At 73.6% G+C, this 17,557-nt stretch carries 11 protein-coding genes and 3 pseudogenes; 7 read left to right on the top strand and 7 right to left on the bottom strand.

The window, feature by feature from the left end; translation table 11 throughout:
* Nucleotide 1: 1 nt before the first annotated feature.
* From OG349_RS17290 to OG349_RS17265, 6 genes and pseudogenes are all read right to left on the bottom strand, one after another.
* Nucleotides 2-883, bottom strand: a pseudogene (locus OG349_RS17290) (lysylphosphatidylglycerol synthase transmembrane domain-containing protein); the annotation flags it as partial.
* A gap of 71 nt (nucleotides 884-954) precedes the next feature.
* The gene (locus tag OG349_RS17285; RefSeq protein WP_327235464.1) at nucleotides 955-1,854 is read right to left on the bottom strand and encodes a class I SAM-dependent methyltransferase; all 900 of its coding nucleotides are present in this window, start codon (nucleotides 1,852-1,854) and stop codon (nucleotides 955-957) included.
* Nucleotides 1,851-2,420 (bottom strand): annotated as a pseudogene (locus OG349_RS17280) (glycosyltransferase family 4 protein); the annotation flags it as partial. The pseudogene OG349_RS17280 and the gene OG349_RS17285, both read right to left, overlap by 4 nt.
* Nucleotides 2,421-3,215: 795 nt before the next feature.
* A pseudogene (locus tag OG349_RS17275) lies at nucleotides 3,216-3,740 on the bottom strand (glycosyltransferase); the annotation flags it as partial.
* 47 nt (nucleotides 3,741-3,787) lie between these two features.
* A complete protein-coding gene (locus OG349_RS17270; protein WP_327235463.1) occupies nucleotides 3,788-4,186 on the bottom strand; it encodes a 6-pyruvoyl trahydropterin synthase family protein in 399 nt (132 codons plus the stop codon).
* Between the two features lie 115 nt (nucleotides 4,187-4,301).
* Nucleotides 4,302-5,300: a zinc-dependent alcohol dehydrogenase gene (locus OG349_RS17265; protein ID WP_327235462.1), complete on the bottom strand. Its 999-nt coding sequence runs from the start codon at nucleotides 5,298-5,300 to the stop codon at nucleotides 4,302-4,304.
* 623 nt (nucleotides 5,301-5,923) lie between these two features.
* Here OG349_RS17265 and OG349_RS17260 point away from each other — a divergent pair.
* Nucleotides 5,924-6,679, top strand: a complete 756-nt coding sequence (locus OG349_RS17260; protein ID WP_327235461.1) for a CDP-alcohol phosphatidyltransferase family protein — start codon at nucleotides 5,924-5,926, stop codon at nucleotides 6,677-6,679.
* A 681-nt stretch (nucleotides 6,680-7,360) separates the two neighbouring features.
* Nucleotides 7,361-7,987, top strand: a complete 627-nt coding sequence (locus OG349_RS17255) for a GOLPH3/VPS74 family protein (RefSeq protein WP_327235460.1) — start codon at nucleotides 7,361-7,363, stop codon at nucleotides 7,985-7,987.
* Between the two features lie 126 nt (nucleotides 7,988-8,113).
* On the opposite strand, the gene OG349_RS17250 is transcribed toward OG349_RS17255, so the two are convergent.
* Nucleotides 8,114-8,653, bottom strand: coding sequence for a DinB family protein (locus OG349_RS17250; protein ID WP_327235459.1), 540 nt, complete (start codon nucleotides 8,651-8,653; stop codon nucleotides 8,114-8,116).
* Nucleotides 8,654-8,871: 218 nt separating this feature from the next.
* On the opposite strand from OG349_RS17250, the gene OG349_RS17245 reads away from it, so the two are divergent.
* From OG349_RS17245 to OG349_RS17225, 5 genes are all read left to right on the top strand, one after another.
* Nucleotides 8,872-9,156, top strand: a complete 285-nt coding sequence (locus OG349_RS17245) for a hypothetical protein (RefSeq protein ID WP_327235458.1) — start codon at nucleotides 8,872-8,874, stop codon at nucleotides 9,154-9,156.
* Nucleotides 9,157-9,307: 151 nt separating this feature from the next.
* On the top strand, nucleotides 9,308-10,663 hold the full coding sequence (eccD, locus tag OG349_RS17240) for a type VII secretion integral membrane protein EccD (RefSeq protein ID WP_327235457.1): 1,356 nt from the start codon (nucleotides 9,308-9,310) through the stop codon (nucleotides 10,661-10,663).
* A 109-nt stretch (nucleotides 10,664-10,772) separates the two neighbouring features.
* On the top strand, nucleotides 10,773-11,990 hold the full coding sequence (locus OG349_RS17235) for a MinD/ParA family protein (RefSeq protein ID WP_327235456.1): 1,218 nt from the start codon (nucleotides 10,773-10,775) through the stop codon (nucleotides 11,988-11,990).
* 5 nt (nucleotides 11,991-11,995) lie between these two features.
* The gene (gene eccCa, locus OG349_RS17230; RefSeq protein ID WP_327235455.1) at nucleotides 11,996-16,015 is read left to right on the top strand and encodes a type VII secretion protein EccCa; all 4,020 of its coding nucleotides are present in this window, start codon (nucleotides 11,996-11,998) and stop codon (nucleotides 16,013-16,015) included.
* A gap of 72 nt (nucleotides 16,016-16,087) precedes the next feature.
* Nucleotides 16,088-17,524, top strand: a complete 1,437-nt coding sequence (locus OG349_RS17225; protein ID WP_327235454.1) for a DUF6177 family protein — start codon at nucleotides 16,088-16,090, stop codon at nucleotides 17,522-17,524.
* The last annotated feature ends 33 nt before the right edge of the window (nucleotides 17,525-17,557 follow it).

The raw sequence follows: 17,557 nt of genomic DNA, 5'->3' as shown, positions 1-17,557 counted from the left end.
CGCCCAGGCCCGCCGCGCCGAACGCCCACGCGGTGACACCCTCGCGGGGGCCCCAGCCGGCGATGTTCAGCGGCAGTCCCATGGCGAGCAGCGCGAGCAGCATCAGGGGCAGCAGCTCGGACGCCGGCGCGGTGGCTCCCGCGACCCGCGCGGCCAGGACGAACATCGCGAGGTGCCCCGCCAGTACGGCGACGGACGACAGCAGGACGCCGGGCCAGGTCGCGCGGGAGAGCAACGCGCGGCGTGCTTCGGTCATTTCGGCGCGGAGGGTGCGGCGCCAGCGGGGGGTGGCCCGGCCCTTGCGGAGCCGTACGAGCTGTACGAATACCACCGCCGCCAGGCCGCAGACAGCCGCCGCCGCGATGGTCACCCCCGCCGCCGACGTCGTGACGGCGTGGTGGAGGGCGCGGCCGGCCTCCGCGAGCGCCGGGGTGGGCCGTACCGCCAGGACCGCCACCGCGACGGTGGCCAGCACCGCCTGGCCCGCGGTCCGTTCGAGCACCACCGCGCGGACGCCGCGCCCGACGTCGCCGACGTCCTGTCCGTGCCGTACCGCGCGGTGCACGTCGCCGAGGACGCCGCCGGGCAGGGCGGCGTTCAGGAACAGGGCGCGGTAGTACGAGGCGACGGCGCCGCCCAGCGGCAGCTCGACGTCCAGCGCGCGGGACACCAGACGCCAGCGCCAGGCGCTCAACACGGTGGTGAGCAGGCCGAGTCCGAGGGCGGCGAGCAGGATGGGGGCGTCGATGCCGCGCAGTCCGTCGAGGAACGCGCCGTTGCCGAGCCGCCACAGCAGCACGGTGAGGAGGCAGGCGCCGGCGAGGGTGCCGAGGTGGGTGCGTACGGCGCGGGACAGGCGGGACGTGCGGGGCGTGCGGGACATGGCGGGCTGAGTCGCGGGCTGAGTCGCCGTCGGTGTCACGGGCCGTATCGCGGGTTGTGTCACGGGGCGTGTCACGAGGTCTCCCCGGTGGACCGGGGAAGCGCGAGGAGGTCGTGGTGGTGCACCACCACGCGCAGTTCGCGGGCCGCGCACTCGGCGAGGCGGCGGCGCAGGTACGCGTGGGCGCGGGGCGCGAGGTCCGGGCGCTGTTCGCGGGCGGCGCCGACCCAGCCGCGCAGCCATTGCGCGGTCAGTACGGACTCGGCGGCGGCGAGCCGCCAGGGCGCGGTGTACGTGAACACCGTCGCGTCGTGGCGGGCGAAGGCCTCCTCCGTGACGGTGACCGCGTCGGGGCCGAGCAGCCGGCGGCCGTGTTCGGTACGGCGCTGGTGGGCGTCGAACGACGCGGCGATCGTGGCGTCGAGGGGGTCGGGCGGGGCGATCTCGACGAGCCCGGCGACGGACAGCGCGAACAGCGCGGCGCAGCCGGCCTGGGTGCAGGCGGTGGCGAGGGCGTCCACTTCGTCACGGGTGAGGAGGTCGAGCAGGGCGGAGGCGGTGACCAGCGAGGTGCCCGCGAGGTCGGCGGCGGTGAGTCCGGCGATGTCGCCCTGTTCGGTCGCGACGGTGACGGGGCTGCCGTCGGCGGACTGGGTGGGCATGTGGGCGACGGCGAGGTCGAGGAGGGCGGGGTCCTTGTCGTGGAGGATCCAGTGCTGGGGGCCGTCGAGGCGGGGGGCGAGCCAGCGGCCCATGGAGCCGGTGCCGCAGCCGAGGTCGCGGATGATCAGGGGGGTGTTCTGGGCGGGGCGCTGGGCGTGGGGCTTGTCGGGGTGCTTGGCGAGGTGACGAAGGTGGCGGAGGAGGGGTTCCAGGGACTCCGTGGCGCGGGCGGCGGCGTCGGCGCCTTCCCGTAGCTCCAGCCACTCGGGGGTGTAGCGCGGCTCTTCGCTCGTGTCGGTGGTGTTCACGCGGTCCTCCGAGGTTCGTGGGGGAGTCGTTCCAGCACCTCGGCCAGACTCCGTGCGGTGGTGTCCCAACCGGCCAGGGTGGTACGCCGCTGGTACGCGGCGTCCTTCGACCGGCGCCGCTCACCGGGCTCGGCGAGCCAGGCGCGGAGCGCTGCGGTGAGGGCGGCGGGGTCGTCGGGTGGTACGAGGACGCCCGGCAGGGTGCCGTCGGGCGCGCGCCCCAGGGCCTCGGGGACGCCGCCGACGGCGGTCGCGAGGACGGGGATACCACGGGCGAGCGCCTCGGTCACGGCCATGCCGTACGTCTCCGCGTGGGAGGCGAGGACGAGGAGGTCGGCCGCCGCGTAGGTCGCGGCGAGGGCCGGCCCGACGCGGGGACCGGCGAGCCGGATCCGCGCCCCGAGCCCCGCCGCGTCGATCCGCTCGCGGACCTGGGCGACGTAACCGGGATCCTGCCCGAGCCCCCCGACCAGGACACACCGCCAGTCGAACGCGGCGACCTCGATGAGGGCGTCGACCAGGCGGAGTTGGCCTTTGCGGGGGCTGACGGTGGCGACGCAGAGGAGGAGGGGGGCGGGGGCGGACGGGTCGGCATTCGTGGCCGTGACCGTGGCCGTGGCGGATGCGGATGCGGACGGGGCGTCAGAGGTGGCGGCGGGTGCGGTGTCCGCGACCCGGGCGGAGGGGTCGGCATGTGGGGCCGGGCCTGACGGGGCGTTCGAAGCCGTGGCGGCCGTGGCGGCCGTGGCGTCCGACGGGGCGGCCCGGCCCGAGCCGGGGGTGGTCACCGGGGGCGCACCGGGATTCGCGCGCCGGTCGGTGCCCGAGCCGGGGTCCGTGCTTCGGTCGGGCCCTGGGCCGGTAGCCGGGCTCCGATCCGTACCCGGACCGGGGTCCGTACCCGCGTCCGGCACCGGACTCAGGGCCGCACCGGCGTCCGTGCCTGGAGCCGTGTTCCGATCCGTGTCCAGGCCGGGGGTCGTGCCGCGGTCCGTGCCCGGAACCGTATTCGTACCTGTGGTCGGGGTTGAGGCCCTGCCTGAGCCCGTCCTCCGGTCTGTGCCCAGGTCGGGGTGTGTACCCGCGTCCGCGCCCAGGTCGGTGGTGGGGTTCGTATCCCGGCCGAGGTTCGGGCCCGGGACCGTGCTGGCGTCCGTGCCGGGGTCCCTGTTCCGGTCGGTGCCCAGCCCGGAGATCGGGTCCGGGGCAGCGTCTCCGGCCGCACCGGCCTCCGCACCCAGAGCCGTGCCCGGGTCCGTGCCTCGGTCCGTCCCCGTACCCGGGGTCGTACCCCTGTCCGTCCTTCGGGCCGGACTCAGGGCCGCACCGGCGTCCGTACCCAGTGCCGGGTTCGGGGCCGCACCCGGGGTCGGGGTCGTACCCGCCGCCCCGCTCCGGTCCGAGCCCCGGGACAGTGGTGCCCTGTCCGCGCCGGGTGGGGCCACGTGGACGCGGGACGGGGGCAGGTCGTGGTGGGTGATCAGGCGGGTTGCCGCCCAGGTGCTGGTCGCGATCACCGCCGATACCGCGTGCAGTGTCCGGCGCTCGGCGGCGTCCAGTTCCGCCGCGCGTTCGGGGGTGAGGCCCGTCTCGTCCGCCAGGGGGAGGTGCACCAGCACCGCCAGGCGCAGGCGGGCGGCCTCCGGGACGACGACGTCCGGGGCGGCGCAGGCGACCAGGCCGTCCAGGAGGACCACGCTGCCGTCCGCCGACTCCGCCAGGATCCGGGCCAGTTCGGCGCGTGCCTCGGGGCCCGGGTCGGGCCAGGTGCCGGGGACGGCGTGTTCGTGGACCGGCCAGCCGGCGCGGGGCAGTTCGCCGCACACCCGGCGGTCGTACCGGTTCCCGCCGCTCGGCGCCGCCGGATCGTCGACGCCACCGGGCATCACCACCCGCACGGAGCGTGCGGGCGCCACGGTGGCGCCGGCGGGGTTCACAGCGCCCGCTCGTAGCTCGCCCAGGCGATGTGGGACTCGTGCAGGGTGACGGAGACGGCCGTCAGACCGCGCGCGCCCTCGCCCAGGAGCCCGGCGTGCACCCGGTCGGCGAGGCGGTCGGCGATGACCTTCGCCAGGAACTCCGTCGATGTGTTGACGCCGGCGAACTCGGGCAGGTCGTCCAGGTTCCGGTAGGTGAACTCGCCCACCACGGCGCCCAGTTCCTTGGTCGCCAGGCCGATGTCCACGACGATGTTGTCCGCGTCCAGCTCGGCGCGCCGGAAGGTGGCGTCCACGAGGAACGTCGCTCCGTGCAGGCGCTGCGCGGGCCCGAAGACCTCCCCGTGGAAGCTGTGGGCGATCATGAGGTGCTCGCGGACGGTGACGCTGAACAACGGATGACCCTCCAGGTCCTACGTACTCCTGTCAGGGTTTCTGCCAGGGCTGTTCGTCTGCTGGTACGGCGATTAGTACGGTGAACGCCCGCCGCGTGTTCAACCCGCACGCGTTTCAGCTCCCGGCGGGCTCCGCCACGGGACCGTACAGGACGCGGTGGCACAGTCCTGGCACCTCGCCCCCGGCGATTCCGGCGAGTACGCGCGGCAGCTCCTCGAAGGCGCATTCGCCGGTGACCAGCGCGTCGAAGGCCGGGTCGGCGAGCAGGTCGAGCGCGAGCCCCAGCCGGTCGGCGAAGGTCCGCCGCGAGCGCCGGGCCGCCGAGACCATGCCCACCTGGCTGCTGCGCAGGACGAGCCGGCCGGAGTGGAACGCCTCGCCCAGCGGCACGCTGATCCGCCGGTCGCCGTACCAGCTCAGCTCCAGCACCGTGCCCTCCGGAGCGAGGAGTTCCAGCGAGCGCGCGAGCCCCGCCTCGGTGGCGCTGGCGTGGACGACCAGGTCGCGGTCGCCCAGCGCGTCCGCGGGGAGCGCGAAGTCCACGCCCAGCGCGTGGGCGACGGCGGCGCGGCTTGGGTCGGCGTCGACCAACTGGACGCGTACGGCCGGGTATCGGGCAAGGACGGCGGCGACGGACGCGCCGACCATGCCCGCCCCGACCACCGCGATCCGGTCACCGAGCAGGGGCGCGGCGTCCCAGACGGCGTTCACCGCGGTCTCCACCGTCCCGGCCAGGATCGCCCGCGCGGCGGGGACGTCGTCCGGGACGGGGGTGACCGCGCTCGCCGGGACGACGTAGCGGGTCTGGTGCGGGTAGAGGCAGAAGACCGTACGGCCGACCAGGCGCGCGGGGCCCTCCTCGACGAGGCCGACGTTGAGGTAGCCGTACTTGACGGGTCCCGGGAAGTCGCCGTCCTGGAACGGCGCGCGCATCGCGGCGTGCTGACTCTCCGGCACGCCCCCGCGGAAGACCGTGGACTCCGTACCCCTGCTCACGCCGGAGCAGAGCGTGCGCACCACGACGTCGTCGTCGCCCGGTTCCGGCAGGACGACATCCCTGATCTCACCGTGTCCGGGGGCGCGGAGCCAGAATGCGCGGGCGTCGCGCTCCATGTGGTGTCCTCCTGGACCTGAACGCTCGGGGAGCGGTTTGCGTAGTGCTGGTTACGAGGCCGCGATCACCGTACGCGGCACGCATCGAGTCGGCCACACAGCCGGGGTGAACGGTGGACATGTACAACACGCACATACCGCTCCAGCGCGCTGGGCTCCCTGGGGTCGCTGGTCCGCCTGGTCTGCCCGGTCTGTCTGCGCTACCTGGTCTGTCTGCGCTACCTGGGCTTCCGGGGATTGCTGACCCCTCAGGGGTCGCGGGGCTCGCGGCGGCCGGCGGAGTCGCCGGGGCCGCCGGGTTGCCGGGGGCCGGTGCGGTCGCCAGGGCCGCCGGGTTGCCGGGGGCCGCTGGGATGCCCAGGGTGGTGGGGCTCCCCGAGGCGGCCAGGACGCTCGGGATACCGAGGGCCTTGGGTACGGCGGGGGCGGGGGGTACGGCGGGTACGGCCGTGACGTCCCGGGCTCCGCACGCTCCGCGAGCCCCCCGCGCGCCGCGTGCGCGTCGTGCGCGTCGTGCGCCGGGCATACCTCGCGCGGCACGCACGCCGCGTACCCCGCGCGTGGTGCACGCGCCCACCGCGCCGCGCACTCCCCGTCTGTCGCGCCTGTCGCACGCTCCGCACGTGTCGCTGTCCCACCAGGCCAAGCTGGTACGGCGCGAGACGGCCGCCGGACTCGCCGCGCAGGCGCTCCTTTTGCTGCTGCTCAGCGAGGCGATCGGGCTGGGCCCCGCCGGATGGCTGACGGGGGCGGCGGTCGCCATCGCCACCTGGGCCGTACTCACCCGCGCCCTGAGCCGGTCCTGGTCACGCCCCTTCGGCCCGGCGAACCGCGTCACCCTCGCACGGGCGACCCTCGTCGGCGGAGTCGCGGCGCTGGTCGCCGACTCCTACGAGAGCCCGCCGCCCCTCACGGCCCTGGTCGCGCTCGCCACGGTGGCGCTGATCCTCGACGCGGTCGACGGCCAGGTCGCGCGCCGCACCGGCACGGCGTCCAAGCTCGGGGCACGTTTCGACATGGAGGTCGACGCGTTCCTCATCCTCGTGCTGAGCGTCTTCGTCGCGACGTCGCTGGGCGCGTGGGTGCTGCTGATCGGTGTGATGAGGTACGGCTTCGTCGCGGCGGCCCGCTTCCTGCCGTGGCTGAACGGCTCCCTCCCCCCGAGCACGGCCCGCAAGACGGTCGCGGCGCTCCAAGGAGTCATCCTCCTCACGACGGCGTCAGGCCTCCTCCCGTACGTCCCCGCACTCGTCGCGGTGATCGCCGCGCTGACCCTGCTGACCTGGTCGTTCACCCGAGACATCATCTGGCTCCACCGCACCGGGCAGGGGAAGACGCCCCTGGGCACGGGCCCGGCCGCGCCGCCGAGGAACGCCTGAGGTCCGCTGACCGGCGAGAAGTGGCCAGTACGACTCTGAGTCAGCGCTCCGAGGACGCTTGCCGACGCGAGAGGGGAAGCTGCTTCCAAGCCCTGTTTCCGCAGGCTGAGTGCAGCACACTCGGCGGGCTCCGGCTCGGCGGGGCGGCAGAGCCGGCGACCCTGCCCGGCATGTCGAGAACGACCGGCAGTTCCGTAGCAGCCGGGAGCCCGCAGTTCCTGGGGCCGGCGTGCACCTGGGGGTGACGGCCGTCGCGGTGGGTCGTTGAGCAGCCACGACCGACCGCCGCGCGCTGACCGCGCTCGCTCTCACCCTCTCCGCTCTCTCCGGCGCGATCATCACGGCGGCACCGGCCACCGCGGGCGGGATCGGTGACCTCCGTCACCCGACTTCGGCACTGACTGTGCCGGGAGGCCGCCGGGGCCGTTTCCGGCCGGGTCGTGGCTGTCCTCACCAGGGACCACGACGACGGCGAGTCCGCCCGGACCAGTTACGCGGCGGTCGTCGCCTTCACCACACGCGAGGGAACGGTCGTCACCGCCCGGTTCCGCGCCGCCCCCCAGACGCTCCGACGTCTGGGACCTGGCCTTCGTCGTCGGGTGGCTCCCGCTCGGCGCGGCGGCGGCCGTGACGGGCGTGGTCCTGCTCTGATGGGTGCCTATGTGACGCGTGGAGGTGGCCATGAGCACAGCACGGGAGCTGCTGATCGTCGCGATGGACATGACGTCCGTCCGTACGGTGGAGCGGGGCGCCCTGTCGCTCGCCCTCGCGGGAGCCGAGGCGATCGACCTCCTGGCGGTGGGGGCGATCACCCTGGAGGGGGACCGCATCGTCCCGTCCGACGGGTCGGGGACGGACGGGGTGTCCAGCGATCCCCTGGCGGGCGAGGCCTTGTCGTCGTTCGTACGGCAGGCGCCGTACGAGTCCGTGGGCAACTGGCTCTGGCGCCGGGGCCGGAACCTGTCCGCCATGTATACGGCCGCGTTGGAGGCGGATGGGCAGCTCGTCCGCCAACACCATCGCCGCTGGGGGGTGTTCCGGTCCAGCGAACTCGTCCTGGTCGACTCACCCGCCCGCCGCCTGGCGGCCGACCGCTGGACGGCCGACGAGCCGGTCCTGGCCGCGCTCGCCACGGCCGTCGGCATCCGCGACAAGCGGACGACGGACTCCCCGGCCGTGACCGACGAGGGGGTGGTGGCCGTACTGACCGCCGTCGACGACGCGTTGAGCGAACTGACGGCGGAATCGGAACGCCGCGCCCACAAACTGGACGACGCGGCCATCACCAACGTACGGCGCGGATACTGACGGCGGAGTTGGAGTTGCGGTTGGAGTCGGTGTCGGCTTCCCTCCCGTACTGGCCTCGTCCGGCCCCTTGTCCGTCCGTGGTTGCGATCGGCAATATCCGTCACGGTCCAGGGGCTCCCGGACGTCTCAGACGCCCGTGCGGCCGTCGACACGCTCACGTACCAGATCGGCGTGGCCGCAGTGGCGCGCGTATTCCGTGATCATGTGGGTGTAGATCCAGCGCAGCGTGACCTGGCCGCCCATGAAAGGGCTGGTGTCGTCCAGTGCGCGGTCCGCGCAGTTCTTCCGCGCGTGGTCCATCTCCGCATGCCAGGCGGACAGCGCCTTGTCGAAGGTGATGTCCTCGGTGAGGTCGAAACCGCCGTCCGTCGCGTCGATGTCGGCGCCGGGGGCATAGATCGGCGGCGCGTCCTCCTGGGCCAGCACGCGCCGGAACCAGTTCCGCTCGACCTCCGCCGCGTGCTGGATCAGCCCCAGCAGCGTGAGGGACGACGGCGCGGCGGAGGCCTCGCGGAGTTGGTGCTCGTCCAGGCCGTCGCACTTCTGGGCCAGGGTCGTGCGGTAGAAGTCGAGCCAGCTCTCCAGCGAGGTCCGCTCGTCGGCGTCCAGAGGGGGCATGGCGCGGGGGGTGCCCGGCACGGCTGGGGTGGGGGACGAAGTGCTCATGTCCGTCATCGTGGCACGGGGGTCTGACAACGGCTCGCGGGAACGGGCGGGAACGGGCTCGTCAAAGCGGCGGATCTCGAACAGAATGGCGCCTCGGAGCAACTCTGGAGCCACTCTCGGTGTTGCTCGACGGACACGACGAGCGACGGACGAGCGACGCACTAGCGACAGACGAGCGGCGAACGAACGGCGAACGACAGGGGCGGCGGGGGCGCGGCATGGCACGGGACTACGACAGCCAGCTTCTGGAGTCGGTGGCGGTACGCCGGCGCAGGATGCGGGACGCCCTGCTGTTCGGCGCCCAACGCGTGCGCCGCACGGCGGACGAGCGGCTCGGGAAGGTCTTCGCGGGCATCGCCATCGCGGCCGTCCTGTGCGCGGGGTGTGTCGGCTGGTCCTTCCTCCAGGCCACCCTGGCGAAGCAGAAGGCCGAGCAGGAGAAGCAACAACAGGGTCAGGAGCAGCGGTACGACCGACCGGCTGCCGATCCGGCCACACCGTAGAGATGCCGAAGAAGGGGGAGGGCGCGGAGTGTATGCGGAATGTGGTGCCCGGAAAGGCGTGAACCTCTCCGTCAATTGCTCGCGACGGGGCGGTTTTTCACGTGCCTGATATCCCGAAAGCGCCCGACAACCCGATGATAGGTTCCGGCACGTGGTGACCACAGCGGCAACTTCGCGGGCGCAACTGAGCCGGGTGACCCTGGTCGGTGAGCGGCGCCGGGCCGACATCGTCCTGCCCTCCGACACCCCCATCGGGCAACTGCTGCCGGACATACTCCAGTTGCTGGACGACCGGGCCGCATCGCGTCCGATGACCCGGCAGTTGATCACGTCCGACGGTTCCGCGCTGCCGCACGACAGCACGCTCGCGTCGGCCGGCATAGCCGACGGCGCGGTCCTGCGGCTTGTACGGGCCCACTCCGCGCCGCCCGCCCCGGTCGTGCACGACGTCACCGACCAGGTGGCCGACGACCTCGACCTCCAGGCGTGGCGCTGGCGTCCCGCCGCGCGCCGGGCCAGCGCGGGGGTGGCGACCGTCGCGTTCGCCGTGGTCGCCGCGCTGCTCGCCCGGGGTGAGTTCGCGCTCGACGCCCTGGCCGGGGTCCTGGTGGCCGTCACGCTGGTCCTCCTGGTGGCCGGCGCGCTCGCCGCCAGGATCGGGGAGGGCAACCGGGGGCTCGCGACCGCGCTCCTGCTCGCCTCCGGTGCGCTCGGCGTCCTCACCGCGTGGACCGCCGCCGACGCGTACGACTGGCCGGGCACCGCGCGCCTCGCCGCCGTCGCGGGCGCGCTGACCCTGACGCTCGTACTCCTCGGCCTCTTCTCGCCGTTGGGCCGCGGCGGGCTCATCGGCGCCGCCGCGACGGCCGCGATCACCGTGGTGTGGGAGGCCGTCGCCGCCGCCCAGGACAACCCGGCGCGGCTCGGCGCGGTCATGGCCGTCTTCTCCGTGGTGCTGCTCGGCCTGCTGCCGCGCCTCGCGTTGATGGCGTCGGGGCTCACGGCGCTCGACGACCGCCGCTCGGGCGGCGTTTCCGTCAGCCGCCACCAGGTGGGCAACGCGCTCGCGGCCACCCACCGGGGTCTCGCCCTCGCGACGACGGCCACGGCGGTGTCGGCGGCCGGCGCGGGCTGGCTGCTCACCCTGGCGGACGAACCGACCGTATGGACCGTGACGCTGCCGTCCCTCGTCGCCGTGGTGCTGCTGTCCAGGGCGCGGGCTTTTCCGCTGGTCGCGGAGGTCGTGGCGCTGCTGGCCGCCGCCGCGGTCCTCGTCGTACGTCTCGTGATGCTGTGGATGGAACACGCCGGGGGCGCGGGGCCACTCGCGCTGCTGTGCGCGGCGGCGGTGCTGCCGCTCCTCGTCCTGGCGGTGCAGCCGCCGGAGCATGTACGGGTCCGGCTGCGGCGCATGGCCGATCTGGTCGAGTCCATCGGGGTGGTGGGGCTGTTCCCGCTCGCGATCGGGGTGTTCGGGGTGTACGGACAGCTGATCGACAAGTTCTGAGTGGGGCAAGCGAGTTCGGTACGGCGGGTTCGGTACCGGGGCGTTCGGTACGGCGGGTTCGGTACCGCAGAAGCGTCGGGGCGGAAGCGGAAAGGGAGGGCGTACGGACATGGCGGACAGGGACAACTGGCAGGGGGACGTACTGCGCGACCTGCGGGGCGGTGCCTCGCAGCGTACGCAGGGGGCTCAGGGAGCACAGAGTCCCGACGGGCAGGCGTCGCAGCCGCAGGCGTCACCAGCACCGGCGTCACCAGCACCGGCGTCACCAGCACCGGCGCCGCCAGCGCAGGCGCCACCGGTCCCGGCCGCCCAGGCTCAGGCGCTCGAAAGCCCCCCGCAACAGGCCGCACCGGTCGTACCGACCGCCCCGATCCCCCGCCCCGATCGGCCCACCCGCCCCCGCCCCACCCCCGACTCCCGCCCCGTCGTGGACCCCGGCCTCGCCGCCGCCGTACGCAAGCCGCGGCACGGCGAGTCCCTCGCCGCCCGTGGCGTACGAGCCGCGCGCCGCGCCGTCTCCTCCTCCGTCGCCCGCGAGGTCGCCGACGCCACCCGCGCCGCCGAGATACTCCAGCAGCCCGTGACCACCGGCCGGCAGATCGCCGTCACCTCCATCCGGGGCGGCGCGGGCAAGTCGACCGTCGCCGCGCTGCTCGGCACGACGTACGCCCACTACCGCCAGGACCCCGTCCTCGTGGTCGAGGCCGATCCGGCACTCGGCTCGCTCCCGCTGCGGCTCGGCGCCACATCGCTGCGCTGGACCACCGGCGACGTCGCGCAGATCGTGGAGCCGCAGATGTCGCTGCTCGACATCACCGGCTATCTCGTCCAACTCCCGGACAACGCGTGGCTGTTGCCCGGCAGCCAGGGCCAGATCGGCGCGATGCTGGACACCGTCACGTACGAGCGGACGATGGTCGCGCTGCGCCGCTACTTCGGTGTCGCGGTCGTCGACTGCGAGACCCTGCCGGCCGAGGTCGCGCGCGCCGCGCTCTCCGCCGCCCAGGCCCGCGTCCTCGCCTCCCCCGCCACGCTGGAGGGCATCACCAGTACGTACGCGGTGCTCCAGTGGATGCGGGGGCTGCCCCGCCAGGTGATCGCCGGCACGGTCGTCGTGCTCACCGAACTCGTCCCGCACGCCGGGCTCGACCTCGGGGAGGCCGCGCAGAAGCTCCGGTCCACCGGGGCGAGCGTCCAAGTCCTGCCGTACGACCGGCACTTGGCGGCCGGCGGCCCGATCCGTACCGACCTGCTCGCGCACCCGACCAGGGAAGCCGTCACCCGCCTCGCCGCGGAGGTCTTCCAGCTCTCGCAGAAACGCCACTGACCACGATGAGCACGCGACTGATCCACCGCCCCGCCAGGACCACCCGCCCCCCGGCCGCCTCCGAGGCGCGCGTCATCGAGGCCCCGCCCAACCTCCCCGAGGGCAAGGCGGGCAACATCGCGATGTCGCTGCTGCCCGTCGCCGGTGTCATGTCGTCCGTCGTGATGATGACGGTCGTACGGAACAGCCAGTTCGCCGCGCTCGGCGCGCTCATCCTCGTTGTCACCGTCATCGGTACCGTCGCGCTCCTCTTCTCGCAGCGCGGCAAGGCCCAGCGCACCCGCCGTACCCAACGCGAGGCCTACCTGGCCTACTTGGAGGACCTGCGCGAGGAACTCTCCGCCGAGGAACGCGAACGGCGCGAGCGCGCCGACGTCCTGAACCCGCCGCCGCACGCGCTGTACGACATCGTGCGCGGCCCGGCCCGCCTGTGGGAACGGCGCAGGGTCGACGGCGACTTCCTGCGCGTGCGCGTCGGCACCGGCGAGATGCCCGTACGTGATCTGAAGGTCGCCCAGCAGGGTTCTTCGGTCCTCACCCCGCCCGACCGCTTCATGCTCAACGAGGCGTCGTCGCTGATGGCCCGCTTCCGCACGGGCACCGAACTCCCGCTCACCGTACCGCTCGACCGCGTCGGCAACGTGAGTGTGATCGGCCCCCGCGAGGACTGCCTGCGCGTCGCCCGCGCCCTGCTCGTCCAGGCCGCCGCCCTGCACGCCCCCGACGACGTGGCGATCGCGATCGCCGCCCCCGGCGACCGGCTCGCAGACTGGGAGTGGGCCAAGTGGATGCCGCACGTGCTGGACACCGAGCAGTTCGACGGCCCCGTCGCCGCCCGCCGTATCGCCCCCTCCGCACCCCAACTCGCCCGCCAGTTGGGCCCCGAGCTGCGCCGCCGGGCCTCGTACGCCGCCGAGGTGCGCCGCGGTCTGTCCGGCAAGGACGCCCTGTCGATGACGTCCCGGCTGCTCGTCGTCACCGACGGGCACGGTGAGGACGCCGTCGACCTGCCGCTGCCCGACGACGCCGTCGGCCTGCGCGAGATGGGCGTCACCGTCCTGCACCTGCTCGACCAGCGGATCCAGGAGCCGGGACACGTCGGTGTACGGATCAGCGTGGACGGCGACCAGGTGGTCATCGAGGATCTCCGCGCCGAGGAACCGGTCAGCGCCCACGGCACGGTGGACGAGGTCAGCGTCCCGTTCGCCGAAGGCCTGGCCCGGATGCTGGCGCCGCTGCGGCTGTCCGCCGAGTCGCTGGTCGACGCGCCCCTCGCCGGGCCCGTCGACTTCGCCGACCTGCTCGGCATCGACGACGTGGCGCGGCTCGACCTCGCCCGCCTGTGGGCGCCGCGAGGCGAACGCGCCTTCCTGCGCGTGCCGATCGGCGTCAGCGACTCCCACGAGCCGGTGCTCCTGGACCTCAAGGAGTCCTCCGAACTGGGCATGGGCCCGCACGGGTTGTGCGTCGGCGCCACCGGCTCCGGCAAGTCGGAACTCCTACGTACGCTCGTCCTCGCGCTGGTCGCCACGCACCCGCCGGAGGATCTCGCCCTGGTCCTGGTCGACTACAAGGGCGGTGCGACCTTCGCCCCGTTCGCCGAACTGCCCCACGTCGCGGGGGTCATCACCAACCTGGAGAACCAGGCCGGCCTGGTCGAGCGCGTCCACGCCTCGCTGGCGGGCGAGGTCAAGCGCCGCCAGCAGGTGCTCAAGGACGCGGGGAACATCGCCGACATCGGGGACTACGCGGCGCTGCGCGCCGAGCGGCGGCCCGAACTGGAGCCGCTGCCGCACCTGTTCGTCGTCATCGACGAGTTCGGTGAACTCCTCACCGCCAAGCCCGACTTCATCGACCTGTTCCTGTCCATCGGCCGCATCGGCCGTTCCATCGGGGTGCATCTGCTGCTCTCCAGCCAGCGCATCGAGGGCGGCCGGCTCAAGGGCCTGGACACGTACCTCTCGTACCGCCTGGGCCTGCGTACCTTCTCCGCCGACGAGTCCCGTACGGTCCTGGACACGACGGACGCCTTCCACCTGCCGCCGCTGCCCGGCTTCGGCTACCTCAAGGTCGACACCAGCCACTACGAGCGCTTCAAGGCGAGTTACGTCTCCGGCGCGTACCGCGGACCGGTGCGCCGCGCGGAGGACGAGGACACGGGGCCGCTGGCGCTGGAGTACGAGGCGTTCAACACCCTGGCGGCGAACGAGGGTTCGGGCAGGCAGGAGCCGTCGGCGCGGCGGCGCGAGACGGGGCCGACCGAGATGGGCGTCATCGTCGGCCAGCTCAACGACGCGGCGGGTCCGGTGCGCCGCATCTGGCTGCCGCCCCTGCCGGACGCGCTCACGCTGGACCAGGTGGCGGGGCCGCTGGACGTGGGGCCGCGCGGGATGCAACTGGCGTACGAGCAGGGGGACGTGGACCGTCCGAAGGGCAGAAACAGCCGGGGCCGGAGCCCGCTCCGGATCCCCCTCGGTCTCCTCGACGACCCGACCAAGCAGTGGCAGGGCCGGTGGTACCTGGACCTCACGGTCGCGGGCGGCCACGCCGCCGTCATCGGCGGCCCCCAGTCCGGCAAGACGACCCTCCTGCGCACCCTCGTCCTCGCCCTCGCCCTGACCCACACCCCCCAGGAAGTCGGCGTGTACGGCCTGGACTTGGTGGGCGGTGGCCTCCAGGCGCTGTCAGGACTGCCGCACGTCGGCGGCATCGCGGGCCGCGCCGACCGCGAGCGGGCGGCCCGTACGGTCGAAGAGGTACGGAACATGCTCGCCGCCCGCGAGGACCTCTTCCGCGAGCACGGCATCGACTCCGTCGAGCAGCTCCGTACCCTCCACGCGGCGGGCCGGCTGCCCGGCCTCGCCTCCGCCGAGATCGTGCTCGTCATCGACGGATTCGGCGCGCTGCGCGACGACTTCGAGGACCTGGACGACGCCGTCGTGGACATCCTCAAGCGCGGGGGCGGGTACGGCATCCACGTCGTCGCGGGCATGCTGCGCTGGAACGACGTCCGCATCGCCACGCAGTCGAACTTCGGCACGCGCGTCGAGCTGCGCCTCAACGACCCGACCGACTCCAGCGTCGACCGCAAGCTCGCCGAGACGCTGTCGCCGGACGAGCCGGGCCGGGTCCTCACGGACGCCAAGCTGTTCGCGCAGGTCGCGCTGCCGCGTACGGACGGAGTGGCGGACGTCGCGGACCTGGGCGCCGTACTGGAACGCACCGCCCGTTCCGTCCGGGCGACGTGGAGCGGTGACGTCGCCCAGCCCGTACGGATCCTGCCGCACGTCCTGGAGCCGCACCTCCTGCCGGGTCCCGTCGCCGAACCGCGCCGCGTGCCGATCGGGCTGGACCAGGCGGCGCTCGCGCCCGTCCTGCTCGACCTGTTCGGGCACGACCAGCACCTGCTGGTGCTGGGGGACAGCGAGTGCGGCAAGACGAACCTGCTGAAGACCGTCGCCGCCGGCCTCATCGAGCGGTACGGCGAGGACGACCTGGTCTTCGCGGTGATGGACCCGCGGCGGAGTCTGCGCGGCGCGATCCCGGAGGAGTTCAACGGCGGGTACGCGTACAACACCAAGATGTGCACGGGCCTTTCGCACGGGATCGCCACCGAACTGGCCAAGCGGCTGCCGGACGACGGCGCGCGGCTGGAGGACCTGGAGCCGGGCAGCTGGGGCAGCGGCCCCCGCATCGTGGTGCTCGTCGACGACTACGACGTGCTGACCACGGCGGGCCAGTCGCCGCTCGCCGCGTTCCTGCCGTACATCCCGTCGGCGGTCGACATCGGGCTCCACTTCGTCCTGACGCGCCGGGTCGCGGGCGCGTCGCGGGGGATGTACGAGCCGTTGGTGCAGGGGCTGCGGGAGTCGGGGGCGTCGGCGGTGCTGATGGCGGGGGACCGGAGCGAGGGGCAGCTGTTCCCGGGCGTGTACGCGCGGCAACAGCCGGCCGGGCGTGGGGTGTTCATCCGCAGGGGGCAGGCGAACCGGCTGATCCAGACGGTGTACGGGGCTGCCGACTGACCCCCTCGGACCCCGGCGGACTGAAGCCCTGCGACCCCCACCTCACCGACAACGCGAAGGACGGACGACCCCATGACCAAGGACGTCATCGCCCTGACCCCCCGCATGCCCGATCCGTTGAGTGTGCTGGCGGGCCTGCTGTCCGGCGGTCCCGACAAGCTGGTGGGTACGGAGCGTGACGGCGCCGTCGTACAACTCTGTGACGAGCGGGGCCGCCCGCTGGTCTCCGTCGAAGCGCCGCTGCTCGTGCAGGTCGCGGGCGAGGCCGAGCGGCTCCTCGGGGCCGTACCCCCGCCGCTCCCGTTCTGGTGGACGGAGGCGCGCGCCACCACCGGGGTGGCGGAGGCCGAACAGCTCGCCGGGACCTTCGCGGCGAGGCTGGCCTCGCTGGCCGGCGGCACCGCCTGGCCGAGGGCGGCGGCGCGGTCGCTGGCCGTGGTGAGGACCGACGGGGTGAGCGTCGCGCCCGCGCCGGCCGCCGCGCAGCCGGCGGTCGACGTCCTGACCGACAAGGTGGCCGTCGTCATCCAGGACCGTCCGGTGGTCGCCATGACAGCCTGGCTGTCCGACGCCTTCCGGGCCACCGCCCAGGCCGAGTTGGGACTCCAGATCGTCAGCCCGGCGGGGACCACGCTCTCCCCGGCCGTACGCGACAGCCTCGGCGGCTGGCCGTCGCGGTGGGTCGTACAGGACGAGCGGGACGGCTACTACGACGGCCTCTCGGGCGCCGTACTGCGCTGGCAGGAAGGGATGTTCGCGACGGTCGTGGCGGCGGACGCGACGCCGGACGACCCCCGTACGCCGGTGGCCGCCGCCTTCAAGGAGGTGGCGGACACGGGCGAGCGCCAACTGGCCGTCTCCTTCCGGGCGGTGCGTCCGGCGGACGACCGCCTCGTCCTGGGGGGCGCGCTGGAGTCGGTGTGGCGGGAGCTGACCGGCGGGCCCCCGGCGGGCTGGGGCACGGCGGAACCCGCCAACCTCCCCTGGTCGCCGACCCGTTTGACCGAGGTCGCCTTCGGGCGGTCACCCGAGCCGACGTGGGCCGTGGTGGTCGGCACCCCGGAGCGGCCCGGACTCGCGACCGTCCGGATCAGCCGTACGAAGGCCGGGGTCGAGGAGGACGTCAGGCTGGCGTTCGGCTACGGGGACGGTGAGGAACCGCCGTTGGACGCTCTGCGCCGGACGGCGGAGACGCTGGCCACACGCCACCACCTCCAGTCCATGCTTGTTCAACTCCGCAAAGCACGACGGGACCTGGGGGTGCCTCCGCGCTTCGAAGGGCCGGGTGTCCCGGTGGCGTTCGTGCTGGGCGCGGAGGAGGTCCGTACGATGCCCGGCGACCGCGCCCGGCACACGCCGCTGCCCGAACCGCCCGTACCCCTGGGCCCGAAGGCCCGTCCCGCGCTGTACTACCCAATGCCCGGCGACCCCTCCGACCTGGCGGGCTGGGCGGATTTCGAGCGCCTGATGCGGCACTTGAAGGGCCCTGAGGGCGCCGAGGGGGCGTGAGCGGTGTCATGTCATGTGTTGGTCACAGTCACC

It is taken from the genome of Streptomyces sp. NBC_01317 (genome assembly GCF_035961655.1).
Classification (GTDB): Bacteria; Actinomycetota; Actinomycetes; order Streptomycetales; family Streptomycetaceae; genus Streptomyces.
The sequence above is the reverse complement of the archived record's forward strand: the minus strand, read 5'-3'. Positions and strand labels throughout refer to the sequence as shown.